Origin of the sequence: Actinophytocola gossypii (genome assembly GCF_025165815.1) — a bacterium.
Taxonomy (GTDB): Bacteria; Actinomycetota; Actinomycetes; order Mycobacteriales; family Pseudonocardiaceae; genus Actinophytocola; species Actinophytocola gossypii.
The window spans coordinates 387,847-412,051 of the sequence record NZ_JAFFZE010000015.1 but is presented as its reverse complement, the minus strand read 5'-3'; the positions used below and the strand labels follow the sequence as shown (position 1 = coordinate 412,051).

The 24,205-nt window shown below is 74.3% G+C and carries 20 protein-coding genes; 11 read left to right on the top strand and 9 right to left on the bottom strand.

The annotated features are described in order from the left end of the window. Positions 1-15: 15 nt before the first annotated feature. Complete coding sequence (locus JT362_RS20800; protein ID WP_260193138.1) at positions 16-969, top strand: LuxR C-terminal-related transcriptional regulator; 954 nt, start codon at positions 16-18, stop codon at positions 967-969. 118 nt (positions 970-1,087) lie between these two features. Then, positions 1,088-2,026: a cutinase family protein gene (locus JT362_RS20795; RefSeq protein WP_260193137.1), complete on the top strand. Its 939-nt coding sequence runs from the start codon at positions 1,088-1,090 to the stop codon at positions 2,024-2,026. Here JT362_RS20795 and JT362_RS20790 read toward each other — a convergent pair. After that, positions 2,010-3,017 carry an SDR family oxidoreductase gene (locus JT362_RS20790; protein ID WP_260193136.1) on the bottom strand — a complete coding sequence of 336 codons (1,008 nt, stop codon included), beginning with the start codon at positions 3,015-3,017 and terminating at the stop codon, positions 2,010-2,012. The genes JT362_RS20795 and JT362_RS20790 overlap by 17 nt on opposite strands. A 63-nt stretch (positions 3,018-3,080) precedes the next feature. On the opposite strand from JT362_RS20790, the gene JT362_RS20785 reads away from it, so the two are divergent. Further along, positions 3,081-3,623 (top strand): DUF1360 domain-containing protein, encoded by a 543-nt coding sequence (locus tag JT362_RS20785; RefSeq protein ID WP_260193135.1) that lies wholly within the window; start codon positions 3,081-3,083, stop codon positions 3,621-3,623. Positions 3,624-3,627: 4 nt separating this feature from the next. Here JT362_RS20785 and JT362_RS20780 read toward each other — a convergent pair whose 3' ends face one another. After that, positions 3,628-5,046 carry an alpha-L-fucosidase gene (locus JT362_RS20780; RefSeq protein WP_260193134.1) on the bottom strand — a complete coding sequence of 473 codons (1,419 nt, stop codon included), beginning with the start codon at positions 5,044-5,046 and terminating at the stop codon, positions 3,628-3,630. A 319-nt stretch (positions 5,047-5,365) separates the two neighbouring features. On the opposite strand from JT362_RS20780, the gene JT362_RS20775 reads away from it, so the two are divergent. Continuing rightward, positions 5,366-5,617 carry a hypothetical protein gene (locus JT362_RS20775; RefSeq protein ID WP_260193133.1) on the top strand — a complete coding sequence of 84 codons (252 nt, stop codon included), beginning with the start codon at positions 5,366-5,368 and terminating at the stop codon, positions 5,615-5,617. On the opposite strand, the gene JT362_RS20770 is transcribed toward JT362_RS20775, so the two are convergent. Both JT362_RS20770 and JT362_RS20765 read right to left on the bottom strand, forming a co-directional pair. Beyond that, positions 5,589-8,333, bottom strand: a complete 2,745-nt coding sequence (locus JT362_RS20770; protein ID WP_260193131.1) for a carboxypeptidase regulatory-like domain-containing protein — start codon at positions 8,331-8,333, stop codon at positions 5,589-5,591. The genes JT362_RS20775 and JT362_RS20770 overlap by 29 nt on opposite strands. Continuing rightward, positions 8,330-12,670, bottom strand: a complete 4,341-nt coding sequence (locus JT362_RS20765; protein ID WP_260193130.1) for a S8 family serine peptidase — start codon at positions 12,668-12,670, stop codon at positions 8,330-8,332. Before JT362_RS20765 ends, JT362_RS20770 begins: the two co-directional genes overlap by 4 nt. A 103-nt stretch (positions 12,671-12,773) precedes the next feature. Here JT362_RS20765 and JT362_RS20760 point away from each other — a divergent pair, with 103 nt between their 5' ends. Then, positions 12,774-15,518, top strand: coding sequence for an ATP-binding protein (locus JT362_RS20760; RefSeq protein WP_260193129.1), 2,745 nt, complete (start codon positions 12,774-12,776; stop codon positions 15,516-15,518). Positions 15,519-15,532: 14 nt separating this feature from the next. On the opposite strand, the gene JT362_RS20755 is transcribed toward JT362_RS20760, so the two are convergent. The 4 genes from JT362_RS20755 to JT362_RS20740 all read right to left on the bottom strand — a co-directional run bounded on the left by JT362_RS20755 (position 15,533) and on the right by JT362_RS20740 (position 18,195). Further along, positions 15,533-16,480 (bottom strand): sporulation protein, encoded by a 948-nt coding sequence (locus JT362_RS20755; protein WP_260193128.1) that lies wholly within the window; start codon positions 16,478-16,480, stop codon positions 15,533-15,535. Between the two features lie 25 nt (positions 16,481-16,505). Continuing rightward, a complete protein-coding gene (locus tag JT362_RS20750) occupies positions 16,506-16,694 on the bottom strand; it encodes a hypothetical protein (RefSeq protein WP_260193127.1) in 189 nt (62 codons plus the stop codon). A gap of 69 nt (positions 16,695-16,763) precedes the next feature. Beyond that, entirely contained in the window at positions 16,764-17,735 is a 972-nt protein-coding gene (locus JT362_RS20745) for a DNA polymerase domain-containing protein (RefSeq protein WP_260193126.1), read from the bottom strand. A gap of 10 nt (positions 17,736-17,745) precedes the next feature. After that, entirely contained in the window at positions 17,746-18,195 is a 450-nt protein-coding gene (locus JT362_RS20740; RefSeq protein WP_260193125.1) for a DUF4383 domain-containing protein, read from the bottom strand. A 92-nt stretch (positions 18,196-18,287) separates the two neighbouring features. On the opposite strand from JT362_RS20740, the gene JT362_RS20735 reads away from it, so the two are divergent. Next, positions 18,288-18,764, top strand: a complete 477-nt coding sequence (locus JT362_RS20735) for a hypothetical protein (RefSeq protein WP_260193123.1) — start codon at positions 18,288-18,290, stop codon at positions 18,762-18,764. On the opposite strand, the gene JT362_RS20730 is transcribed toward JT362_RS20735, so the two are convergent. Further along, complete coding sequence (locus JT362_RS20730; protein WP_260193121.1) at positions 18,757-19,458, bottom strand: TioE family transcriptional regulator; 702 nt, start codon at positions 19,456-19,458, stop codon at positions 18,757-18,759. The genes JT362_RS20735 and JT362_RS20730 overlap by 8 nt on opposite strands. A 13-nt stretch (positions 19,459-19,471) precedes the next feature. On the opposite strand from JT362_RS20730, the gene JT362_RS20725 reads away from it, so the two are divergent. From JT362_RS20725 to JT362_RS20705, 5 genes are all read left to right on the top strand, one after another. Next, complete coding sequence (locus tag JT362_RS20725; protein ID WP_260193120.1) at positions 19,472-20,398, top strand: aminoglycoside phosphotransferase family protein; 927 nt, start codon at positions 19,472-19,474, stop codon at positions 20,396-20,398. A gap of 80 nt (positions 20,399-20,478) precedes the next feature. Continuing rightward, the gene (locus JT362_RS20720) at positions 20,479-20,997 is read left to right on the top strand and encodes a hypothetical protein (protein ID WP_260193119.1); all 519 of its coding nucleotides are present in this window, start codon (positions 20,479-20,481) and stop codon (positions 20,995-20,997) included. Next, positions 20,990-22,819 (top strand): hypothetical protein, encoded by a 1,830-nt coding sequence (locus JT362_RS20715; protein ID WP_260193118.1) that lies wholly within the window; start codon positions 20,990-20,992, stop codon positions 22,817-22,819. Before JT362_RS20720 ends, JT362_RS20715 begins: the two co-directional genes overlap by 8 nt. Beyond that, entirely contained in the window at positions 22,816-23,595 is a 780-nt protein-coding gene (locus JT362_RS20710) for an ESX secretion-associated protein EspG (protein ID WP_260193116.1), read from the top strand. The genes JT362_RS20715 and JT362_RS20710 overlap by 4 nt, the downstream gene beginning before the upstream one ends. 10 nt (positions 23,596-23,605) lie before the next feature. After that, positions 23,606-24,193 carry a YbaB/EbfC family nucleoid-associated protein gene (locus JT362_RS20705; protein WP_260193115.1) on the top strand — a complete coding sequence of 196 codons (588 nt, stop codon included), beginning with the start codon at positions 23,606-23,608 and terminating at the stop codon, positions 24,191-24,193. Positions 24,194-24,205 lie beyond the last annotated feature (12 nt).

Below are 24,205 nucleotides of genomic sequence, written 5' to 3'. Positions count from 1 at the left end.
CACGAGGAGAGGCCCGTGCTCGACGTCCTCGACCCGGACACCGACCTCGGCCGGGTGTACCGCGCGCTGACGCGGCACGGACGGTGCGGGGCCGAGCGGCTCGCCGGGCACACCGGGCTGCCGGCGGCCGACGTCGGCCGGGCACTCACCGAGCTGGCCGACCTGGACGTGGTGGTCCGCGTCGACGGCGACACCTGGGCGGCGCGGTCCCCCGGGCTCGTGCTGGCCGAGCTGCTGCGGGCGGAGGAGGCCCGGCGCGAACGGCTCTGGCGCGCGGGGGCCGAGCTGGATCGGCTCTACCACCACGCCAGACGGGATGCCGGGGACGGGGTGCTGGCCGTGCCGGACCCGCTGGAGCTGATCGCGCTGACCCGGGACCTGCAGGAGCGGGCGACCGACCGGATCCGGTGGCTGGACCGGCCGCCCTACCGCAGCCGCCAGGAGGACTTCCTGGCTCAGGAGGAGTTGCAGACCCGGCGGATGGCGGCCGGGCTGCGGTACCGCGCGGTGTACCACCAGGCCGTCTACTCCGATCCGGACCTGTTCGCCAGCATGACCAGGATGGTCGGGCTGGGCGAGGACGCCCGGGTGCTCGCCGACCTGCCGGTGAAGCTGACCATCGGCGACGACGACACCGCCCTGCTCGTGCCCGACCCCGACGGGACCGGGCTGTCCGGCGCGCTGGCGGTGCGCACGCCGGGGCTGGTGACCGCGCTGGCCGGCGTGTTCGAGACGCTCTGGACGCTCGGGGTCCCGCTCACGTCCGGTGGCGCGGACGAGCCGCTGTCCGAACCGGACCGGGCGATCGTCACGCTGCTGGCGGCCGGGGTCACCGACGACGTCATCGCGCGGCGGCTGCGGCTGTCCCGGCGCACGGTCGTCCGCCGCGTCGCCGCGCTGCTCGACCGGCTCGGCGCGACCACGCGGTTCCAGGCCGGGGTGCAGGCGGCCCACCGGGGCTGGCTCTGATCGCGGTGGCGCATGTGGGTGATGGCGCAGGTGCGCCACGGCGTTCGCTGGTCCGGCGGCGTCCCAGCCGGGCAGGATGATCGCGGAGTGGAGTCGAGCAGGCACACGGAGGCAGGGAATGCGCTGGTTCGGGAAGCGGGGGCTCGTCGCCGCCGCGGTGGTCGCGGTGGCCGCGGCGGTGTTCACGGTGCCGGCGGCACAGGCCACGAGCAGCGCGGCCTGTCCTGGCACGGCGGTGTTCGAGACCGACGGCTACGGGCACGGCGAGACGCTGACCAACTGGAACGCGTCCGGGTTCAACGCGAACTCGCCTGCCGGCTGGCAGATCGTCCAGGTGCCGTACTACGCGGGCGTGTTCCCGGTGGTGGACCGCAAGGCGCTGGACGCGTCGGTGGCCGAGGGCACCGCCAAGCTGGAGCGCGCGGTGCGGGACCTCCACGCCGCCTGCCCCGGCGCGCGCCTGGTGCTCGCCGGGTACTCCGAGGGCGCGGTCGTCGCGGGTGACGTGCTGGAGAAGTTCGCGCACGAGGCGACGGTCCCGCACCACCTGCTGCACGGCGTGCTGTACGGCAACCCGCGCCGGCCGTTCGGCGACGGCGGGGCCGGTGGTGTCGCGGGCGGCATCGAGACCAACGTGCCGACGATCCTGCCCGGCGTGACGATGTACGGCGGCCAGGACTACGGCGACCTCGCGGTGCGCAACGTGTGCAACGAGAACGACGGCATCTGCAACTCCACCAACATGATCACCAACCTGGCCGCGTTCGCGAACGGGTTGGTGGGCTACGCGAGCGGTGACCACGGCTACGTCCTGGACCCGGCGCGCGACCTCGGCCGCGGGCTGGTCCTGCACCGCCAGCCGCAGCGGGTGCCGCACGGTGCGCCGCTGCCGCTGCCGATCGGCACCCCGTGGCAGATCCAGCAGCTGCTCGGCGGCGACGCCGGCCGGGCCGAACTGGTCGCCGCGCGGAACGGGCTCGCCGCGCTCGTCGGTCAGGACCTGATCGACCGGCTGACCGCGACCTCCCCCTGGTACAAGATCATCGACGCCGCCTGACCAGGCCGAGCAGGCCGGCGGCCAGCGCGCCGCCGGCCACGGCCGCGAGCCCGCCGCGATGGCGGGACGCCCACAGCTGCGGGCTGCCGGCGTGAGCGCGGTCGTCGAACCGGCCGTGGGCGCCGTGGTCGGTACCGGGGGCCTCGTCGCCGGGCCGCCAGAGGTTGCCGGCGTCGGGGTCGTGCGGCTCGTCGGTCTGCTGCGCGCCGAAGCCGGTCCTGGCCAGGTACCGGTCCAGCAGGCCGGGCGCGATCCGGTTGCCGAGGATGGTCCCGACGGTGGAGCCGCCGACCCAGAACTCGCGCCGCCCCGGGTGCTCGACGGCGTGGCGCACGGCCTCGGCGGCGAGTTCGGGCTGGTAGATCGGCGGCACCGGTTGCGGACGGCGCGGCATCGTGGAGCGCACCCAGTCGAACTGCGGCGTGTTCATCGCGGGCAGCTGGACCATCGTGGTGTGCACGTTCGAGCCGGCGTGCAGCAGCTCGCAGCGCAGCGACTCGTGGAAGCCCTTGATCGCGTGCTTGGCCGCGCAGTACGCCGACTGCAGCGGGATCGCCCGGTAGGCCAGCGCCGATCCGATGTGGACGATCGTGCCGCGGTCCCTTGGCCGCATCCGGCGCAGGGCGGCGAGGGTACCGTGCACGTAGCCCAGGTAGGTGACCTCGACGATCCGCCGGAACTCGGCGGCGTCCATCTCGGCGACCGGCGCCAGCGCCCCGACGAACGCGTTGTTGACCCACACGTCCACCGGGCCGAGGCGCTCCTCGATCTCGTCGGCGGCCCGCTCCACGGCGTCCGGGTCCGCCACGTCGACGGTCAGCGGCACGGCCTCGCCGCCGGCGTGCCGGACGTCGCGGGCGGCCGCGGCCAGCCCGTCGTCGCCTCGGGCGAGCAGCGCGACCCGGTCACCGCACGCGCCGAACCCCCTGGCCACCGCGCGACCGACCCCGCCGCTGGCTCCCGTCACCACCACCACTCGTCGATCGCTCATCCCGCCCGTGTACCCAGCCGACCGCGCAGGCATACCCGGCGCGAACGCGGGTAGCTCACGCAGGTGACCACGACGAAGACGGAACCGAAGACGAAACCACGCACAGCGCTGTTCCGGGCCGCGCGCCGGATCCAGCGGGACTACGCCGGGGACAAGGACCGGCCGCTCGGCGGATATGCCGCGGTCATGGGCGTCTACGCCGCCGTCCTCGGCCTGCTGACCGCGGCCGGACGGGCGTTCGGCGTCCGGCTGCCCCAGCGGATCGGCGTGCAGGACACCGTGCTGCTGTGCCTGGCCACGCACAAGGCGAGCCGGCTGCTGTCCAAGGACGCGGTGACCAGCCCGCTGCGGGCGCCGTTCACCCGGTACGAGGAGCCGGCCGGGGAGGGCGAGGTCAACGAGTCGGTCCGCGGTACCGGGGCGCGGCACGCGGTCGGTGAGCTGGTCAGCTGCCCGTTCTGTCTCGGGGTCTGGATCTCGGGCGGGTTCACCGCCGGCCTGGTCCTCGCCCCGCGCGCCACCCGGGTCGTGCTGACCGGGCTGACCGCGGTCGCCGGCTCGGACGCGATCCAGCTCCTCTACGACCGGGCGAAGCCGAGCTCCTGACCCGTCAGCGCCGCTCGCGCCGGAACCGGAGGGTGTGCACGGGCTGGTCGGGCGGGGCGTCCGGGAGGTCGACGAGCACCTGGTCGCCCCGGCGCGTCCAGCGCAGCGGGCGGGGCCGGCCGAGCAGGCGGACCTGGTCGCCCCGGCGCAGCGGCGGCAGGTCGGCGGCCGGGATGGTCACCGTGCGGCCAGGGCGGCCGAGCAGGAACGCGTACACCCGGTCCCCGCCGTCCCTGGTGGTGTACCTGGTCTCGAGGCCCTCGGCGGTGGTTCCGCGCTGCACCGTCCACACGCGACTGCCGTAGATCCCCTCGCCGTTGACCTCCAGCCAGCGCCCGAGTCCGCGCAGCAGGTCGACCTGGACGTCGTCGATCGTGCCGTCCGCGCGCGGGCCGACGTTGAGCAGCAGGTTGCCCCAGTGCGCGACGTTGTCGACGAACATGGTGACGAGCTGGTCGATCGTCAGGTAGTCCTCGAGCGGCTCGTTGCGGTTGTAGCCGAAGGACAGGCCGCAACCGCGGGTGTTCTCCCACTTGTGCTGTGGGCCCTGGCCGGTGTCGTAGTCGTATTCCTGGGTGTAGAAGTCGCCGTGCTCGCTGCGGACCATGCCGAGCCGGTCGTTGACCAGGACCTGCTCGCGGTGGGCGGCAGCGCGGTTGTAGTACCAGGCGACGAACTCCTTGGTGCCGAAGGACTCCGCCGGGTCGTTCCAGTCGCCGTCGAGCCAGAGCATCTCGCTGCCGATGTCCTCGACCAGCTCGCGCATCTGCGGGTGCATCCACTCCCGCAGGTACTTCTCGCTGAGGTAGTCGGGATGCGGCGCGTCGAACTCGGGCGCGTAGTAGTTGAGCAACTGGTGGTAGGAGGGCGCGTAGTGCATCCGGCGGGCGCGGGCGGCGTCGCCGAGTTCACGCAGGATGTCCCGGCGGGGGCCCATGGTCGTGCTGTTCCAGTCGGTGGTCCTGGTGCGCCACAGGGGAAAGCCGTCGTGGTGGGTGCCGACCGGCACGACGTAGCGGGCGCCGGCGGCGGCGAACAGGTCGACCCACTCCGCCGGGTCCCAGCGCTCCGCGCGGAACATCGGGATGAAGTCGCGGTAGGCGAAGTCGGCGCCGTAGGTGCGGCGGTGGTAGGCGTGGGTGGGGTTGTTCGGGTTCCGCATCGCGCTCGGGTACCACTCGGCGTACTCGCCGCGTGGTGCCCACGCCGGCACGGAGAAGACACCCCAGTGGATGAAGATCCCCAGCTTCGCGTCGTCGAACCAGGACGGCAGCGGGTGGGTGTCCAGCGACTCCCAGGTCGGCTCGTACCACCTGCGCGGTGCCGTGGCCGCCGTCGCGATGGTCGGCGACAGCGTGCCGATTCCCGCCGCGGCGGCCGAACCGGCGAGGAGGGTCCGACGAGTGATCCGATTTCCGAACACGAGCAACTCCGATCACTCGTCCGACGTATCAACCACCAATGCCTTTTCATAGTGGGTCTACGCGGCCGAATTATCAAGAGTCGTCGGATGATTTGCGCCGACCCGAGATCCAGAACAGTCCGAGGGCACAGCACGCGAACAGGAGCACGACCCGCGTCCACAACCAGTGCGTGGCCATTCCACCGCCACCGATCGCGAGGATCACCAACGCCAGAACCATGAGCTTCCGCATCAGGTACCTCCCCTGGCTCACCTCGCCGACTACCTCCGGCTGGCGGCGTCAAACCCCGGGGTACTCGGAAGTGGCTAGCCTGGACGCATGGGTGTCGTCCTGGCGTTCCTCGGGGTCGCGGTCGCCTACGGGTTGGTGATGGCCGTGCTCATGCGGCTGGCGAAGCGGGCCCGGCGGCGCGGGATCGCCAGTTCCGCGGTGAGCGTGTTCGACGAGATCTGGCACCCCGCGGCGTACGAGCCGCAGCAGGAGGTCCGGGTTCAGCAGGAACGCCGGGCGCCCTCCAGGGCACCCGGCGACCCGCTGTGGCTCAGGCGCAGTCCAGACGATCCAGCGTGAGGTCCACGGTCGTCTCCTGCCCCCGGCGGACCCGGGACTCGGCGACGGCCGGGAGGTAGCCGTCCGCCGACGCGATCAGCGAGTACCTCCTGGCCGGGAGCCAGCGCGCGAACTCGCCGTCCGGCCCCGTCCCGAGCGCCCGGGAGCCGGTGCGGTCGGTGAGCGTGACCGTGGCCCCGCGGACCGGGGAGGTGACGCCCGCGCACGTCAGACCCGTCACCGCCCCGGTCAGCAGGCCCCAGCCGCGCGGTGCCGCGACCGTCATGGCCGCTGGCACCTCGCTGGTCCGGTACGGGGTGTCGGTGCGCACCAACAGGTCCGCGGCGAACTCGCCGGGCTGGTCGGCCCGCCGCGCGTCGAAGCGGACGGTGAGGGTCACCCGCTCACCGGGTGCCAGGGTCACCGACCGGGGGCTCACCGCCAGCCAGTCGGCGTCGCGGTCGGGGCCGCACGCGGTGTGGCCGGGCAGCAGTTCCACGAACGGGGTGGGGGATCCACCGCCCTGCCGGCCGCCGAACTTGAGGAAGCCGCACGCCCCAGCGCCTCGGTACACGCTGCTGTTCGCGTTCGGCAGCGCGGACCACGTGTCGGCCGCCGGGTCGTAGGCGAAGCCCTGGTTGGTGATCGTCGCGCGGCCGTCGGTCACGCCGCCGGAGACCAGCAGCCTGCCGTTCGCCACGGTCGTCGCCGCGCCCCACAGGTCGATCGGCAGGTCGGCGCGCGGGGTCCAGCGGTCGAGGCCGGGGTCGTAGGCGTAGCCGGCGCGGCTGCTGGTGTCGTTCCCGATCCCGCCGGCGCAGTACACCGCCGCTTCCAGGCCACCGCAGGACGACCAGGCGACCGGCTCCGGGTAGTCGGCGACCCGGTCCCACGTGTTCGACGCGGCGTCGTAGCGGTGCACGGCCGTCGTGCCGCAGTCGGCGTCGGCGGGGCAGCCGCCGATGACGTACAGCGCGCCGTCGAGCACGGCGGTGCCGGCACCGGCCACCGGATCGGGCATCGGCGCGCCGGCCGACCAGGTGCCGGTCGCCGGGTCGTAGATGTCCAGCTGTTCCACGAGGTCGGTCGGAATGCCGGTGCCCCAGCCGCCGACGACGTACAGCCTGCCGTCGACGAAACCGGCCGCCGGCTTCTCCCGGCCGTGTGGCAGGTCGGCGAGCCGCGTCCACACCCCGGCGTCGTAGGCGTACACGTCCTGAATCGCCTGGCGGATGCCCGATCGGCCGCCCAGCGAGTACACGATCCCGTCGTGCGCGGCGGCGGCGTTGTCGACCACCGGGATCGGCAGGTCGCCCTGGGGCACCCACTCGGTGCCGGCCCGGGTCGCCGCGGGTGCCGGGGAGGAGGTGCCGGGGTCGAGGCGGCCGGGGGTGAAGTCGCCGTGCACGAGCCTGGGCTCCGCGCCCGCCGCCGACGCCGTGCGGACCGGCGAGGAGATGTCCTGGAGGGTGAACTCGCCGGGTCGCTCGACCACGGTCACCGTCGCCGGCGCGGTGCCGGTGTTCGCCAGGCGCAGCCGGGTGTTGCCGCGTCCACCGAGTGCGACGTCCGTGGTCGCCTCGTCGACGGCGGCCTCGATCCGGCCGGCGGCGAGCGCGAAGTCCAGGCGGTTGACCTGGTTCGGCGCCACCCGCACCGGCTCGGTGCCGGTCCGGTACAGCAGGCTCGACGCGGTGAACGAACGCCCGCCGGTGGCCGGCGAGAACGTCCAGTAGAAGCCGTCGTCGACCGTGGTGGTGGCCGTGTCGCCGCCGCGGACGGTGGCGCCGGTCAGCGGGGTACCGGTGTTGCGGTCGGACACGACGCCGGCGACCAGACCGCCCGGCAGCGGGTCGCAGGACCGGTCGCCGACGAACACGTCGTCGACCTGCCACCAGCGGCCCGCGGTCAGGTCGCCCTCGGAGTAGCGGAACCGGACCCGCACGTCCGGCTCGCCCGCCGCGTCCGGCACCGGCACCACGACGCGTTCCGGGCCGGGGGCGTTGTCGTCGACGCGCCACACGTTCCGCCAGGTGGCGCCGTCGTCGAGGGACAGGTCGACCTCGCCGATGCCGGACCGGCCAGGGCCGTAGTCGAACATCGGGAAGTCGCTGGCGAACCCGATGCTGGGGTCGGGGACGTCGGTCAGGTCGACCGGAGGTGACACCAGCGCGGTGTCCTGCCGGTTGATGTAGCCGTAGTACGCGCTGTCGACGATGGCGAACCCGCCGGTGCCGCCGGTGCGGTTGCCGTGCCCGTCCGGGTCGTCGAACCGCCAGCCCTGGCCCGCGCCGATGGCGTCGGTGACCGTCCACTCGGCCGGCACGCCGTCGAAGGACTCCAACAGCCCGGCGGAGACGTGCCGGTAGCCGAGCGCCACGCAGGTGTCGGTGTCGACCGGCACCGCGACATCGCTGACCCGGCCGGTCACCGGCGCGGTGGTCTCCCGGTAGCCGGCGTAGCGCGCGGTCGCCCGCACGGTCGCCGCCTCGTCGGCGGGCACGGTCACCCGGTACCGGCCGGTCCACGGGTCGCTGGTGGTGGTGGCAAGCGGCCGCCCGTCCTCGCCAGTCACCGCGACGTCCGCCCACAGCGGCCAGCCCTGGCCGGAGTCGTCGCGGACGACGCCGGTGACGGTGACCTCGACCTCGGCGCCGGCGAGCGCGGGGGTGACGCCGGCGAGCAGGCCGAGCACGGTCAGCCCGGCCAGTGTGCCGGCCCTGGACAGCGGAGTCATGCGGTTCTCCTCGGGGAGCAGGCGGCCTGGGTGAGGGCGACGTCGGTGACCGTGGTCCGGCCGGCACGGACGCGGGCCGTCTCGACGGTGGCGAGGTAGCCGCTCTTGGCGACGACCAGCTGGATGTCCGCCCGGCGGTCGAGCCAGATGCGGTAGGTGCCGTGCGCGTCGGTGCGCAGGGTGTGGCCGGTGCCGCCCTCGGTGATCCGGACGGTGGCGCCGGGCAGCGGGGTCTCGGTGCCGTCGCAGGCGACCCCGGTGACGGTGCCGGTGAGTACGCCCCAGCTCCTCGGCGGGTCCACGGTCAGCGTCACCGGCACCGTGTGGGTGTCGTAGGGACCGTCGTCGCGGAGCTGTACGGCGGCGGTGTAACGGCCGGGCTGGGCGACGGCGCCGCTCATCGACACGGTCACCGTGACGCTCTCCCCCGGCGCCAGCGTCGTGGTGCCGGGCCGGACCGACAGCCAGGACACGGGGTCGCGGTCGTCGCACCGGGTGAAGCCGGGCAGCAGCTCCGCGGTCGCGGCGGCCGTGCCGGAGGCGTTCGCGCCGCCGATCCGGTAGAAGCCGCAGCCGCTGCCGCCCCGGTAGAGCGCGGTGGCCGCGTTCGGCAGCGCCGACCAGGTGTCGGTCACCGGGTCGTAGGCGAAGCCCTGGTTGGTGATCGCGCGGCCGTTGTCGGTGACGCCGCCGGAGACCAGCAGGCGGCCGTCGGCCACGGCGGAGCCGGCGCCCCACAGGTCGATGGGCAGGTCGGCCAGCCGGCTCCAGCGGTCACCGGCCGGGTCGTAGCGGTAGGTGGCGCGGCTCGACGGCTCCTCGTCGGCCATGCCGCCGGTGCAGTAGAGCGCGGTGCCGATGCCGCCGCAGGACAGCCAGGCGGCGTCCTCGGGGTAGTCGGCGAGCCGGGTCCAGGTGCCGTCGGCCGGGTCGAACCGGTGCACCTCCTGGGTGCCGCAACCGGTGCCGCAGCCACCGACCACGTACAGCCGGTCGCCGAGGACCGCGTTGCCCGCGCCCGCCCGCGCCACCGGCGCCGCCGGACCCGAGGTCCAGGTGTCGGTGTGCGGGTCGTAGACGTCCACGTCGAACCGCTCGGCGCCGCCGTCGGCCCAGCCGCCGGCCAGGTAGAACCGGCCGCCGATGAACCCCGCGGCCGGCGCCTGCCTGACCCGTGGTGCGTCGGCGATCCTGGTCCAGCCGGCGGTCTCCGGGTCGAAGACGTAGGCGTCGCGCACGACACCGGACCAGGAGCGGCCGCCGGCGGAGTACAGCTCGCCGTCGTGGTAGCCGACCGCGTTGTCCATGACGGCGATCGGGTAGTCGGCCACCGAGGTCCACGGGGCCGTTGTCGCGGTGGGCGCGGTCGCCCGTTGGACCGCCGTCGGCTCCGGGGAGAACCGGCCGCGCACCCGCTGCACGGGGGCGCCCGGCGCGGTCGCGGCGAGGGTGGCGGACTCCCCGGCGACCTGGATGTCGCCGTGCCGTTCGGTGACGTCGACGCGCACCGGCGCCGTGCCGTCGTTGCGGACGGTCACCCGGCCGGTGGCGGCGCCGCCGAGCGTGGTGGTGGCCTCCACCTCGGTGTCCAGCACGGTGACCACGCCAGCGCGGGGCGCCAGGTCGGCGCCGGTCACCGCGTCGGCCGTGACCGCGATCCGCTCGGTGTGCGGGTGGTAGCGCTCCTTGGTCGCGGTCACCTCCCCCTCGCCCGGGCCGGTGAACAGCCAGTAGGAGCCGTCCTCGGCGGTGGTGACGGTGCCGCCGGGGTGGCGGACGGTGGCGCCGGCCAGTGGTTCGCCGGTGTTGGCGTCGCGCACGTGCCCGGTGACCAGGCCACCCGGCACGACCTCGCAGACCCGGTCGCCGACGCGGACGGTGTCGACCTGCCACCACCCGTCGAACCCGCCGGCGTAGCGGAACCGGACGCGGGTGTCGGCGGCGCCGGCGGCGGTCGGGAGCGGGACCATCACGGGCTGGCGGCGCAGGTCGGTGTCCCGGCGCTGCCACGCGGTCGTCCAGGTGGCGCCGCCGTCGGTGGACACGTCGACATACGCCGTGGCCCGGCCGGACGTGCTGAAGTCGTTGTCGAACCAGACCGCGGGCAGCTCGGCGGCGGACAGGTCGACCGGGGGCGAGACCAGCGAGGTGTCCTGGCGGCCGTCCTGGCCGAAGCCGGAGCTGAACACCCAGCCGTAGAGCCCGTCGCCGCCGGTGCGGTTGCCGAAGTTCCGGTGGTCGTCGAACCGCCACACCTCGCCGGTGCCGGCGTCGTCCACGACCGACCAGCCGGCCGGGACCGCCGGCTCGTCGAAGGTCTGGGTGAGGGCCACGTCGGTCTCGCCGGCTCGGTAGCCGGGGGCGGTGCAGGTGTAGCGGTCGGCGGGCAGCTCGACGTCGCGGGTCACGTCGTCGCCGGCGACGGTGAGCCGCTCGGTGTGCGGGGTGTAGCCGGGGTAGGTGGCGCTGGTGGTGAGGGCGTACTCGGCGTCCGCAGGCAGCTCGATGGTGTAGCGACCGGTCTCCGGGTCGGTGTGCACGGTGCCGCCGGGCACGTCCTCGACCTCGACGGTGGCGGCCAGCGGCCAGCCGTGCGCCGAGCCCGCGCGGACGGTGCCGCTGACGACGACCGTGGGCAGGGCGGTGAGCGCGAGGTCGCCGGTGGTGGTGCCGTCGCGGGTGACGGTGACCTCGGCGGTGCCCGTGCGGTAGCCGAACCGGGTGGCGGTGACGGTGTGGTCGCCGGCGGGCAGCACGAGCGAGTAGGTGCCGTCCTGGCCGGTGGTCAGGGTGCGGTCGCCGACCGCGACCTCGGCGCCGTCGACCGGGTCGCCGGTGGCCGCGTCGGTGATGGTGCCGGTGAGCCGGCCCGCGGCGACGTCACGCGGCGCGGACTCGACCGCGCGGTGGGCGTCGAGCCTGCCCTGGCCGTAGACGTTGTTGTTCGCCGGCGTGCCGCCGCAGCTGGTGTCGCCGACGTCGATCGCGGTGGTGTCGAGCAGCTGGCGGGTCTCGGCGATGTCCCCGATGACCGCCGGGGCGGCCGACCACAGCAGGGCCACGGTGCCGGACACGTGCGGCGCGGCCATCGAGGTGCCGGTGAGCGCGGCGTAGGCGTCGCCGGGGTAGGCGGAGCGGACGTTGACGCCCGGCGCGGAGATGTTCGGCTTGACCTGGCCGTTCGCGCCGGGGCCACGGCTGGAGCCGGGGGCGATCACGCCGTCGGCGTCGTACATGCCGGCGCTGTAGGTGGCGGCCGCGTCGCCGGGGGTGCCGGCGGTGTCGCAGCCGGGGCCGGAGTTGCCGTTGGAGAACGATGGGAAGATGCCAGCGGCGAGCCAGGCGGCGACGACGTCGTCGTACCAGGGGTCGACGATCGGGCCGTTGGACGCGCCCCAGGAGTTGTTGACGATGTGCGGGCGCAGGCCCGGCCGCGGGTTCCGCCCGTCCGCGTCGGTGGGCGCGAGCAGCCACTCCCCCGAGGCGAGCAGCGCGAAGCTGGAGCAGAAGTCGGCCTCGCAGCCCTTCGCGGCGATCCAGGTCGCGCCGGGGGCGACGCCGATCCCACCACCGGGGCCGCCGCCGGTCATGGTGCCCATTGTGTGCGTGCCGTGCCCGGAGTTGTCGCACGGCGTCGGCGTCGACGACGAGCACACCCCGGCCGGGTCGTACCAGTTGTAGTCGTGGTCGAAGGTGCCGTCGCCGTTGCTGCCCCGGTAGCTCCCGACCAGCGCGGGGTGGTCGTACTGCACGCCGGAGTCGATGTTGGCGACCACGATGCCGGTGCCGTCGGCCTCGAAGTCCCGCCAGACGTCGTCGGCGCCGATGTCCGCCACGCCCCACTCGACCCCGGCGGCCGAGGCGGGCGCCGGCTCGGGCTCGGGGTGCGGCAGGGCGTAGGTGCGGGCCGGGTACAGGCTGGACACCTCGGTGCTGGCGGCGAGGGTGCCGGCGAGCTGCTCGGTGCCGTCGAAGACGTAGATGGTGTTCGAGGCGTGGAAGGCGCGGTACTGCACGCCCGCCGCGTCGAGCCGCTGGCGCACGGCCCGCTGGCTGCGCTCGGCGGTGCGGTCCAGCGCGTCGACCACGGCCTCGCCCCGGGCGGTCCAGTCGTCGGTCGCGGCGGCGGCCGACAGGTCGGCCCGCGCGGTGAACGACACGAGGAAGTCCTGCCGGCCGGTGTCGAGCGCGGCGCGCAGGTCCCGGTCGACCTTCGCCGACGGCGCCGACGGCGCCGGTGGGGGCGCGGGCGCGGCCTGCGCCGGGGTGGCGATCAGGCCGACCCCGACGATCGCGGTCAGGGCGACGCCGAGCAGCCGGGATGTGCCGACCGTCATACCGGAACCTCCGTCCACAGCGGATCTCCGGTATAGAAACCACGTGGCCGCGGGTGCCATCATCCGTACGGGCTACTGAACTTTGGGAAAACCGCGGGTGGGCATGCAGTTCGTTGGGCGGGTGACCGAACTCGGCGCGCTGCGCGAGGCCGTCGCGACCGCACCCGCGATGGTGCTGGTCGACGGCGAGGCCGGGGTCGGCAAGAGCCGGCTGGTGCGCGAGGCCCTCACCGGCGACGACCGGCCGCTGCTGCTCGGGCAGTGCGAGCCGGTCCAGGAGCCGTTCCCGCTGGGGCCGGTGCTCGACGCGGTCACCAGGGTGGCCGGCCGGCTGCGGGCACCAGGGCGGCTCAACCCGGTGCTCGGCGCGCTGGCGCCCTACCTGCCCGAGCTGGCCGACCGGCTGCCGCCCGCGCCGCCGCCGCTGGCCGACCAGGCCGCCGAGCGGCACCGGCTGTTCCGCGCCACCACCGCCCTGCTCGCCGAGCTGGGGCCGGCGGTGCTGGTCGTGGAGGACGTGCACTGGGCCGACGCGAGCACCGCCGAGTTCGTCGCGTTCCTCGCCGCCCGGATGCCGGCGGAGCTGCGGGTGGTGCTGACGCTGCGCAGTGAGGACCACGGCCGGCTCCCGGTGTGGGAGGCGCTGGCCGGCGGCACGACCAGGATCACCCTGCGCCCGCTGGCGGCGCCGGAGGTCCGCGCGCTCGCCGAGGACGCGCTCGACGAGGTGCCGGACCGGTTCGTCGACGGCCTGGTGGACCTGACCGCGGGGATCCCGTTCATGGTCGAGGAGGTCCTGGTCGCGTGCGCGTCCACCGGCGGCGCGGGCGGACTCGACGGGCTCGCGGTGCCGACCGCGCTGCGGGACGTGCTGCTGCACCGCTGGCGGGCGCTGGACGAGCGGGCCCGCGACGTGCTCGGCGCCGCGGCCGTGCTCGGACCGGCTCCCGACGACGACACGCTGGTCGCCGTGGCGGGGGTCGGCGCGGCCGCGGTGGCCCACGCGCTGGGGCAGGCGCTCGCCGTCGGCCTGATGCACGACGACGGCGGCCGTGCCCGGTTCCGGCACGCGCTGGCCAGGCAGGTGGTGTACGAGGCGCTGCCGTCACCGGCGCGCCGGCTGCTGCACCTGCGGGCCGCCGAGACCCTCGCGGCCGGTCCCGGCCCGCACCCGGTGGCGCGGCTCGCGCACCACTACCGGGGCGCCGGGCGCGCGGCCGAGTCGGTGCGCTACGCCGAGGCCGCCGCCGACCTGGCGCTGTCCCACGGCGACGACGCCACCGCGGCCCGGTTCCTGCTGGACGCCCTGGACGCGCCGGGGCTCGCGCTGGAACACCGCGTGCGGCTGGTCCGCACGATGGCGCGCGCCGCCGTCGACGGGCTCGCGCACTCCGCGGCCATGCCGATCCTGGGCCGGCTGCTCGCCGACGAACGGCTCCCCCGCCCGGTCCGAGGTGAGCTGCGGTTCCTGCTCGGCCGGCTGTTGCGCCAGCAGGGCGAGGCCAGGCGCGGGTACGAGGAGATCGAGCGCGCGGTGGCCGACGTCGCCGACCGGCCGGACCTGCTGGGGCGGGCACTCGCGATCCTCGCCGTGCCGGACGTGGTCACCGGCCGGACGGTCGCCGAACACCTGGCGCGCGGTGCCGCGGCGGGCGAGGCGGCGGCCGCGAGCGGTGCGGTCGGAGTGCGGCTGGCGCACCGGATCGCGGTGGCGTCGCTGCGGGTGGCGGTCGGCGCCCCGGACGGCTGGCGCCTCGTGGACGAGCTGCGTGGTGACCCGGCGCTGCGCGCGGAGCCGCGCGAGCACGCGCGGGCGTGCCTGAACTGGGCGCAGAGCGCGCTGTACGTCGGCTACCTGGCCCGGGCGGAGGCGCTGTTCACCGAGGGCAGGCAGGTGGCCGAGGACGCCGGCTACCTGCGGGTGGCGCGGGTGGTGGAGCTGGTCGCGGTGTCGATCGACCGCGAGGCCGGGAGGTGGACGGACCTGGCGACCAGGGCCAGGGCGCTGGTGCGCGAACCGAACGACTTCGCCGCCGCCGAACTGGACACGAGGTTCCTGCTCGGCTCGGTACTCGCCGTCCAGGGCGACGCCGAGGAGGCGCTCACGTGCCTGCGCGAGGTGGTCGCCACCGCCGACGAGGTGGGCGCGGTCCGCCCGCTGGTGCCGGCCCGCGCCGCGCTGGCCCGCCTGCTGCTCACCCTCGGCGACGTTCCGTCGGCCGTCCGGGAGGCCGAGGCGTGCCTGGCCGAGGTCCGGGCGAAGGGCACCTGGGTGTGGGGTGCGGAGGCGGCCCTGTGCCTGGTCGACGCCGTCGGCGCGGACGCCCGAGGGGTCGTCGACGAGCTGCTGGCCGGTCTCGGCACCGCGGACGCCCCGAGACCCCAGGCCATCGGCAGACTGTGCCGCGCCGTGCTCGACCGCGACGAGGCCACCGCCGCGGCGGTGGCCGACGAGCTGGGCCGCCTCGGCTTCGCCTACGACGAGGCAGGCGTGTGGGTGCGGCTGGGTACGTGGCGCGGATCCGCCGACCCGCTGGAGCGCGCCCTGCGCCGTTATGCCGACCTCGGCGCGACCCTCGACGTGTCCCGGGTGTGCCGGGTTCTGCGCGACCTCGGCCTCCCGATCCCGTACCCGTGGCGCGGCGGGCGGCGCTCGTACGGGTCGTCGCTGTCACCGCGCGAGTACGAGGTCGCCGCACTGGCCGCCGAGGGCCGCTCCAACCGGGAGATCGCGGCCAGGCTGTACCTGTCGCAGCGCACGGTGGAGAGCCACGTCGCGCGGGTGCTCCGCAAGCTCGGCGGCCGCTCCCGCCGCGACCTGGCCGACCTGCTCGACCCGGACGGGTAGGTCGGCCGATGGCGTCACTCCTCGGCGAAGTCGCCGCCGTCCTCGCCGTCGATGAGGCCGCCGTCCATCATGTCGCCGAGGAGCATGCCGCCGGCGATGCCGGCCGCGGCGCCGCCGAGCATCGCGCCCATACCGGGGCCGCGACGACCGTGTCCGTGGCCGTGCCCGCCGAACGCGGGGTTGCCCTGGGGGGCGCGGTTCGCGGCCTGGGTGAGCCAGTCGTCGATCAGCGGCGCCCAGTCGGCCTGCTCGGCGTCGGCGTGGGTGTGGTGGAAGCGGCCGAAGGTGTCGCCGCCCTGGCGGAACAGGCCGCCGCGCTTGTCGGCCTCCAGGATCACCCACAGGTCGCTGGCGTTCGCCACGAAGGTCAGCTCGACCTGGGTGAGCCGACCGGCGTGCCGCTGCGGCGGGAAGAACTCCAGCTCCTGGTAGAACGCGAACTCCTGTGGCACGCCGTGCAGCCGGCCCACCTCGACGTCGGTGGCGCGGAACGTCGCGCCCAGCTCGCCGAAGGCCTCCAGCACGCGGTCCTGGGACGGCAGCGGCCGCACCAGCAGCGGGTCCAGGTCGCCCTTGTCCGGGGCGCCCTTGATGACCAGCTCGGTGCGCACGCCCACCGCCACGCCGGGCAGCTGGGTGGGGCCGACGGCGGTGATCGGGGTCTCCCACGGCAGCGCCAGCTCGAACGGAACGTCGACCTGCTCGCCGGCGGGCACCCGCACGTCGCGGCGCACGACGACCTTGTGGAACTCGGCGTTGCCCCGGGCCTCGCGGTCGCCGTGCTCGACCTCGACACGGGTGACCAGCGACAGGGCGACCTCGTCGATCACGGCCTCGTTGCTGCCGCCCTGGATGCTCACCCGCCCCGTGACGATCTGGCCGGGGGTGACGTCGGCGTTGTCGAGGACCGTGTCGACCGAGGGACCGCCGACACCGAAAGCAGAGAGCATCCGTTTGAACACGCCGGGATCGTACCGGAATGTCGGATCAGCGGCGGCGGCGCCAAGCCGTCGCGCGGCCGCGCACGGAGGTGCCGACGCCGGCCAGGTGCAGCGCGACGCACAGCAGGCCGGCGACCAGCAGCGTCGCGCCGTCGATCGTGGTGCCGATGCTGGCGTCGGCCAGGTCGAGGATGAGGGCGAGGCCGAAGACGACCGCGGCGACGATGGCGAACACGAGAGCCTCCCTGCGCCGGAAACCCCCCGTCGACTCCGAAACTACCTCAGGTTCGGGGCCGCCGCGCGCCTACAGCTCGGGCAGGTCCTGCGGGCAGCCGATCAGCTCGGCCAACGGATCGCCGACCGCGCACACCCGGTCGAGCACGGTGCGGATGGTCCAGCGGTCCGGGCGCAGGTCCGGGTCGTCGAGCTCGTCCCAGGTGATCGGGACCGACACCGGCGCGTTCGGCTTCGGGCGGACGCTGAACGGGGCCACCAGGGTCTTGTTGATCGCGTTCTGCGTGTAGTCGAGCCGGGCGAGGCCGCCGCGGCGGTCGCGGTACCACTCCCAGCTGACCAGGTCCGGCACGGTGCGGCCGACGGTGCGGGAGACGATCTCCACCCAGCGGCGGGTCTGGTCGAAGGTGTAGCCGGGGCGGATCGGGATCCAGATCTGGATGCCGCGCTGACCGGTGACCTTCGGCATCCCGCCGACGCCGAGGTGGGCGAGCGCGGTGCGGAAGAGGCGGGCGAGCACGAGCACCTCGTCGAAGGTGGTCTTCGCGCCGGGGTCGATGTCGACCAGGGCCCAGGTCGGTTGGTGGGTGTCCGGCAGCGCGGAGGTCCACGGGTGCAGCTCGACGCCGGCGAAGTTCGCCATCCACACGAGAGCCGGGACGCTGTCGAGCACGGCGTAGCACTGGGTCTCGTCCGGGTCGGCGTCCGGGTTGTGCCACCGGGTGAGCCAGTCGGGCGCGTGGTCGGGAACCTCCTTGTGCCAGAAGCCGGGCCGGTGCACGCCGTCCGGGTAGCGGTGCGCGTTCACCGGCCGGTCGGCGAGGTAGGGCAACAGGAACGGGGCGATCCGCGCGTAGTAGCCGATCAGCTCCCGCTTGGTCACCGGCGGGTCGCCGGGGAACAGCACCTTGTCCAGGTTGGTCACCCGCACCACGTGGTGGTCCACCGCCCAGCGACCCTCGCGGCCGAGGTCGTCGAGCGCGGCGAGTTCGTCGTCGCCCGGCGCGGCCGCGAGGCGCCGGAGGGTGGTGGACCTGCTCATGGTCGCCTGCCTAGGCCCTGGCCGTCCGGCCGGCGGTGCCGGCGCGGCGCAGTGCGACGCCGAGACCGATCATGCCGATCGCCAGGATGAGGTGCAGCCAGTTGTCGGCCCCGTTGAGCGGTACGAAGTTCGCGGCGCTGTCGTGGTCGATGACCAGCCCGTAGATCCACAGCAGCGCGTAGACGACGCCGCCGCCGATCAGGTACGCGGACGCGCCGGGAACCGTGCGGGCCATCGCGAGGCCGACGATGCCGAACAGCAGGTGCACGATGTTGTGCAGGATCGACACGTGGAAGATCCCGAGCAGCATCGCCGTGGACTCGTGGCCGGCGAAGGTCATGCCGTCGTAGTCGGTCGTGACCCCGGGGATGAAGCCGGCGATCCCCACCAGCAGGAACACCGCCGACACCACTGTGGCGGCCGTGCGAACCGGATGGGTCCGTTGTGTAGTCGTGGCCATGATCTCGCTCCTCGTGTAGTGGGAGAACAGGGAAATACCCGCGGATCGGACGTACACACATGGAGTGACCACGGCAGGGGTAAACGCTCCGCATGGCAAAGTTTCTGGACATCTACCTCAACGACCAGCTGGCCATGGGCGTGGCGTGGCGGGAGCTGGCCCGCCGGTCGGCCCGAAACAACCCGGACGGCGACGCCGGAACGGCCCTGCGCGCCGTCGCCTCCGCGATCGCGGAGGACGTGGACACGTTCCGCGACATCATGTCCCGGCTCGGGGTGCGGAGGGACCCGATCAAGCCGGGACTGGCGATGGCGGCCGAGTGGCTCGGCCGGTTCAAGTTCAACGGGCAGCTGAGCGGCTACTCGCCGCTGAGCCGCTTCGAGGAGCTGGAGATCCTCACCATGGGCATCGACGGCAAGAAGCAGCTCTGGACCACCCTCCGCGACCTCGCCGGCCTGTCCATCCGCCTCCCCGACATCGACTTCGACGCCCTGATCCGCCGCGCCGAGGACCAGCGGGCCCAACTGGAGCCCTTCCGCGTCCTGGCCGGCACCGAGGCCTTCACCTGACCGCCATGAGGTAGGCGTGCAGGAGGGGGGCGGCCTCGAGCATGGCGAGGGTGCGGGTGTCCTGGGCGGCGCGCCGTTCGGCGACGACGGCGCGGAGGGCGTCCGGGCTGCCGGTGCGGTGGAGGCCGTCGAGGACGGGACGGATGCGGGCGAACAGGTACCCGCCCTGGCGGAGCAGGTGGACGATCCGGGCGTCGCGGACCTGCGTGGGGCCGTAGCGGCGGTGACCGGTCCCTGGTTCGCGGTCCGGGGCGAGCAGGCCGGCCTGTTCCCACACGCGCAGGGCGGACGGGCGGATGCCGAGGCGGTGGGCGAGCTCGCCGACGAGCAGGGGCGGGCCCGGCTCCACGGCAACCGTGCCGGCGATCGACTCCAGTGCCTCGCTCGCGGCGTCGGTGGCCAGGCGCTGGTCGTGCAGGACGGCGTGGCTCGCGTCGACCAGGCGCAGCGCGCGCGGGGTGTCCCCCGCGTTGGCCGCGCGCATGATGTCCCGGGCGGTTCCGGTTCCGTGCGCGGCGGCCAGCGCCCGGTAGGTGTGCAGGGCGGCCAGGTGGCGCTCGCCGTACCCCCGGTACCCGGCCGGGCTGCGCGGAGCGGCCGGCAGGATCCCGGCCGCCTCGTAGTTGCGCACCTGCTGGACCGACAGCCCGGCGTCCCTGGCCAGGTCGACGGGGCGGAGTGGCTTGTCACGCATATGGTCGCAGCTTATGGAACAGAGCGCGCTGGCGCGGAACGTCCGCCAGGTGTGGGGGCGGGCCGGGACCCGCTGGCTGGCCGGTCTGCCGGCGGTGCTCGACGAGGTGGCGGCGGACTGGGACCTCACCGTCGGCGAGCCGTTCGACCTGTCGTTCCACTACGTCACCGAGGTGACCCGCGCGGACGGTGCGCCGGCCGTGCTCAAGCTGGGTGTGCCGAGCGGGGACTCGCTGCGCACGGAGGCACCCGCGCTGGCGGCGTTCGGTGGGCGCGGCGCGGTCCGGCTGCTCCGTGCCGACCTGGACCGCGGGGCGCTGCTGCTGGAGCGGGCGACCCCCGGCGACCGGCTGCGCGACCTCGTCCCGCACGACGACGCGGCGGCGACCGCGGTGGCGGCGGAGCTGATGCGCCGCCTGCACGCCGCGCCCGTGCCGGAGCCGCCGGACCGGCTGACCGACCTGACGTCCCACGCCCTCGGCTTCGACCGCTATCTCGCCGAGCACGGTGACCGGGGGCCGCTGCCGAGGGACCTCGTGGCGCGCGCGGCCGGGCTGATGCGGGAGCTGTGCGCGTCGGGCGAGCGGGTGGTGCTGCACGGGGACCTGCACCACGACAACATCCTGCGCGGCACCAGGGAGCCCTGGCTGGCGATCGACCCGCACGGGCTCGTCGGCGACCCCGGCTACGAGCTGGGACCGCTGCTCTACAACCCGGAGCCGGACGTCCGGGACCCGGCGTTGACCGCGCTCGTGCCGGCGCGGGTCGAACAGCTCGCCGACGCGGTGGCGGTGCCGGTGGAGCGGGTGGTGGCGTGGGGGTTCGTGGCATGCGTGCTGTCGGACGTGTGGAACGCGGAGGACTGGCGGCCGGGCGACCGGTCCCCGCTCAGCCGCGCCACCGACATCGCCCGGCTACTCCTTCCGCGACTACCGGCGTAACCATCTGGTAATCGTTTGCTCACGGGTCGTCGAGATCGAAACACCGTCTCCGTGGTGTTGGGTTGGTTACGTTTGGTACCTTGCCCACGCATTTGGGGATCGACACGGAAGGGACAACCGTGTACGTCGACGAGAACGCGGCGCCAACCCACCAGCAACGAGGTATGCGGCGGCTCGACCAGGCCGCCACCACGTTAGGGGAGCGGATGGCCGACGTCGCGGCGCTCAACTCGGCGGTCCGGTCCGGCGACGTCGTGCTCGAGCCGGAGGCCGGGGACAAGCTGGTCACCACCCTGCGCCGCCAGGCCGATGCCGCCGCCGACTGGCTGCAGCGGCTGCGCGGCATGTCCCGCCCGGTCCCGCTCGGCAGCAACTGGGTGGGCGAGGCCATGTCCGGCAAGTTCCAGGGCCGCGCCGCGGGCGAGGACGTCTCGTTCACGTCCGTACTCGACCAGTACCACCGGATGCTGCTCCAGGCGCTGGACGCGGTGCGGGAGGCGATGCGCCGCTACCAGGAGACCGAGGACGGCAACGAGACGTTGATGCGCCGCCTCGACAGCCGGCTCTACCAGGGAGTGACAGGGGACCAGAATGGCTGAGGACGGCCGGAACAGCGCGCTCGACGAGGACGAGTTCGACCGCTACGACACGTTCGAGGACACGATCGGCGACGAAGTCGACCCGAACCGGACCGGCCTCGGTGGCGCGATCGGGCGGCTGATCGACCAGATCAAGATCGACCTCGCCGCCGAGAAGCTCGACGAGAACGTCTCCATCGGCCAGGACCGCGCGCTCACCCAGACCGGAAACTGGGCCGCGGTGCCGCACCGTCAGCTCTACGAGTCGGTACACACCAACAACGACCCGGCCGCGGCCTACGCGCTGGCCAGGGAGTGGACCGACCTCGGCAACATGATGGCCGAGAACTCCCGGGAGATGGACGCGGCGATCCGCGAGACCGAGTCCGGCTGGCAGGGCACCGCCGCGCAGGCCGCCCGCACGGCGACGCTCAAGCTCGCCACCTGGGGCGGGGACGCGGCCCAGACCTCCCAGTACATGGGCACCCGGATCGCCGAGCAGGGGCTGACCGCCGAACGCGCCAAGGCCGCGATGCCCGAGCCGGTGGAGTTCGACTACAACGCGATGCTGCGCGACGGGTTCACCCGGGGCGGGCTTCCCGGGTTCATGATGGCCCTGAACGACGTGCACGTGGCCAGCGAGCGCGCCAACTCCGCGCACGCACACGCCGCGCAGGTGATGGCGACGATGGAGACGGAGTCGCGCACGGTCGACGAGAGCACCCCGCGGTTCGTGCGCCCGCCGGACCCGACCAACGAGGCCACCCCGCTGACCATGATGCGGTTGAGTGAGCCGGTGGCGCCCAACGCGGCGCGGTCCCTCGCCGAACCGCTGGCCAACGTCGCAGGCGAGCACGTCACCGCCGGCGACGCACCCCTGGCGGCGTTCAACGCCCCCGGCGGGGTCAACGCCGTTCCCGGCGGCCCCGGCGGGCCGGGCAGTGTTCCCGGCGGGCCGGGGAGCGTTCCCGGCGGGTTCCCGGGCGGTGGGTACGCGCCGGGCGGAGTGCCGGGTGGCCCCGGCCAGCTGCCGAACCAGATCCCCGGCGGCGGGTACCAGCCGGCGGCCATGCCGCCCGTTCCGGAGCTGCCCGGCGACCAGTCCGCGTTCCGGCCGCAGTCGTACGTTCCGCCGAACGTCCAGGTGCCGAACATGCCGCACATCACCGGCGACACGAACGTCTCCGGCTACACGCCCCCGCAGATCGGGAACCAGCCGGGCGGCACGCCGTACACGCCGCCGAACGTCAACATCCCGGGAAACCCCGGCCAGTACCAACCGGGCAACCCCTACCTGCCCGGCGGGCTGCCCCGCACCGGCGGCGACTCCCAGCGCAACGTCCCCAACTACGTGCCACCGAAGGTCACCCCGCCCACCATGCCGGTCATCGGCGGCCCGGGGAGTCCGGGTGGCGGCCCCGGCGGCCGGGGACCGGGCGGTTTCCCCGGCATCCCGGGCGGGGGTCCCGGCGGCGTCCCCGGCGGCGGTCCCGGTGGCGCGGGCGGCTTCGGTCCGCGCGGCACCGTCCCCGGTGGCGGCTTCGGCGAGCCCACGGGCGCGCGGCCCGGCACGGCCATCGGCGCCGTCCCGGCCGAGAACGCCGCCCGCGGCGGGCACCTCGGCGCCGGTCGCCCGGGCATGCCGGGCACCCCGGGCGCGAGTGGCATGGGTGCCGGCGGCATGGGCGCGGGCGCGGGAGGCCGCGGCGGTGACGACGACAAGGAGCACCGCAACAAGTACGCCACCGGCGAGAAGATCGTCGAGGAGCCGGGCCGGATGGTGCCGCAGGTGATCGGCGAGAAGTCCGCCCGCCAGCTGCGCGAGGAGCGGTCGCCGGAATGACCGTCGAACCCGACTTCGAGCTGACCCAGCGCGAGTTCGACTTCGTCTGGGCGCACCTCGGGCTCGGCCCGATGCCGTACCCGGTCGACGTGCCGAGCAACGGCGAGACCAAGGAGGACCGCGCCCGGCTGCGGGACGAGACCTTCGACGTGTTGCGCGACAAGGGAGTGCTGCACGACGAGCGGGTCCAGCCCGCGCTCGCCGATCTGCTGTTCGTGCTGGCCGCGCCGACCGTCTCGGTGGACACGGTCGGGTTCCTGGAGCGTCCGATCCGGGGCATCGCCGCCGCCGACCGGACCCAGGGCGTCCTGGTCGCGCTCGCCGACGACCGGCTGTCGTTCGCCGCGATCCGGCCGACCGCGCTCGCCGCGTCGATCGTCGAGGTGCTGCCCGCGGGCGAGGCCGGGCCGGGGCTCGCGATCTCGCTGCCGCACCAGGCGATGCGGCGCGCGGTCGACGGTGACGACGACGACCCGTTCGGCGGTGGCGAGGAACGGGACGTCCTGGTGGCCAACGGGGTCAGCGAGGACGACGCGTCCACCGTGATCGAGCTGGCCGAGCGCCGCGTCGGCGGCGGGCAGTTCGGCATCACCACCACCGGCCGCGCGAGCCGGATCGGGCCTGGCTCCCGCGTCCGCGCCACGACCATGGTGACCTGGTTCGACACCAACGAGGGCCGCTACCTGATGGTGCACGACGGTGCCTGGGTCAGCGTCGCTCCCGCCGACGGCGGCCGGATCGCCAACCGCATCGACGTACTGCTCCAGACTGCCTGAAAGCGAGACGATGGACCCAGCGAACGACCCGGCGAACGGCGCGAAGAACCCGGGGAACGACCCCGCCGATCGCCTGAACACGTGGCTGACGGGCTTCGAGAACCGCATCGCCGAGATGCGGGAGAAGTCGGAGCAGCTGACCCAGAACTTCGCCGACTCCGGCGCCACCGCGGCCTCCCCGGACGGCGGTGTGCGGGTGACCGTCGGGCCGACCGGCGCGCTGCAGGACGTGCAGCTGGCCCCGTCGGTCACCCGGTTCGCACCGGCGGAGCTGGCGGGGATCATCAACCGCACCGCCGCGCAGGCGCAGCGCGTCGCGGCCCACCAGGTCGCCGCCGCGTTCGCCCCGATCGCCGAGGGCACCGACGCGATGGGGATGCTCCGGTCGTTCCTGCCCGCGCCGCCCGAGGAGGCCTCCGACGCGCCGGAGGACGGCCTGGCCGGTGTCGACGAGCTCGACCAGCAGGCGCCGCCGGCGCAGTCGCCGCCACCAGCGCCGCCACAGCAACAGCAACCGCCGCCTGCCCCGCCGCAGCCACCGGCGCGCCCACCCCGTCGTCCGACCAACGACGACGACGACTTCGAACAGCCGTGGTGACCAGGGGAGGAC

Excerpts from the sequence above, each read along its gene's own strand:
- JT362_RS20765 (WP_260193130.1), bottom strand. The coding sequence starts at position 12,670 with ATGACGGTCGGCACATCCCGGCTGCTCGGCGTCGCCCTGACCGCGATC.
- JT362_RS20795 (WP_260193137.1), top strand. The coding sequence starts at position 1,088 with ATGCGCTGGTTCGGGAAGCGGGGGCTCGTCGCCGCCGCGGTGGTCGCG.
- JT362_RS20775 (WP_260193133.1), top strand. The coding sequence starts at position 5,366 with ATGGGTGTCGTCCTGGCGTTCCTCGGGGTCGCGGTCGCCTACGGGTTG.
- JT362_RS20730 (WP_260193121.1), bottom strand. The coding sequence starts at position 19,458 with ATGCGTGACAAGCCACTCCGCCCCGTCGACCTGGCCAGGGACGCCGGG.
- JT362_RS20740 (WP_260193125.1), bottom strand. The coding sequence starts at position 18,195 with ATGGCCACGACTACACAACGGACCCATCCGGTTCGCACGGCCGCCACA.
- JT362_RS20725 (WP_260193120.1), top strand. The coding sequence starts at position 19,472 with ATGGAACAGAGCGCGCTGGCGCGGAACGTCCGCCAGGTGTGGGGGCGG.
- JT362_RS20745 (WP_260193126.1), bottom strand. The coding sequence starts at position 17,735 with ATGAGCAGGTCCACCACCCTCCGGCGCCTCGCGGCCGCGCCGGGCGAC.
- JT362_RS20770 (WP_260193131.1), bottom strand. The coding sequence starts at position 8,333 with ATGACTCCGCTGTCCAGGGCCGGCACACTGGCCGGGCTGACCGTGCTC.
- JT362_RS20710 (WP_260193116.1), top strand. The coding sequence starts at position 22,816 with ATGACCGTCGAACCCGACTTCGAGCTGACCCAGCGCGAGTTCGACTTC.
- JT362_RS20735 (WP_260193123.1), top strand. The coding sequence starts at position 18,288 with ATGGCAAAGTTTCTGGACATCTACCTCAACGACCAGCTGGCCATGGGC.
- JT362_RS20790 (WP_260193136.1), bottom strand. The coding sequence starts at position 3,017 with ATGAGCGATCGACGAGTGGTGGTGGTGACGGGAGCCAGCGGCGGGGTC.
- JT362_RS20760 (WP_260193129.1), top strand. The coding sequence starts at position 12,774 with ATGCAGTTCGTTGGGCGGGTGACCGAACTCGGCGCGCTGCGCGAGGCC.
- JT362_RS20705 (WP_260193115.1), top strand. The coding sequence starts at position 23,606 with ATGGACCCAGCGAACGACCCGGCGAACGGCGCGAAGAACCCGGGGAAC.
- JT362_RS20715 (WP_260193118.1), top strand. The coding sequence starts at position 20,990 with ATGGCTGAGGACGGCCGGAACAGCGCGCTCGACGAGGACGAGTTCGAC.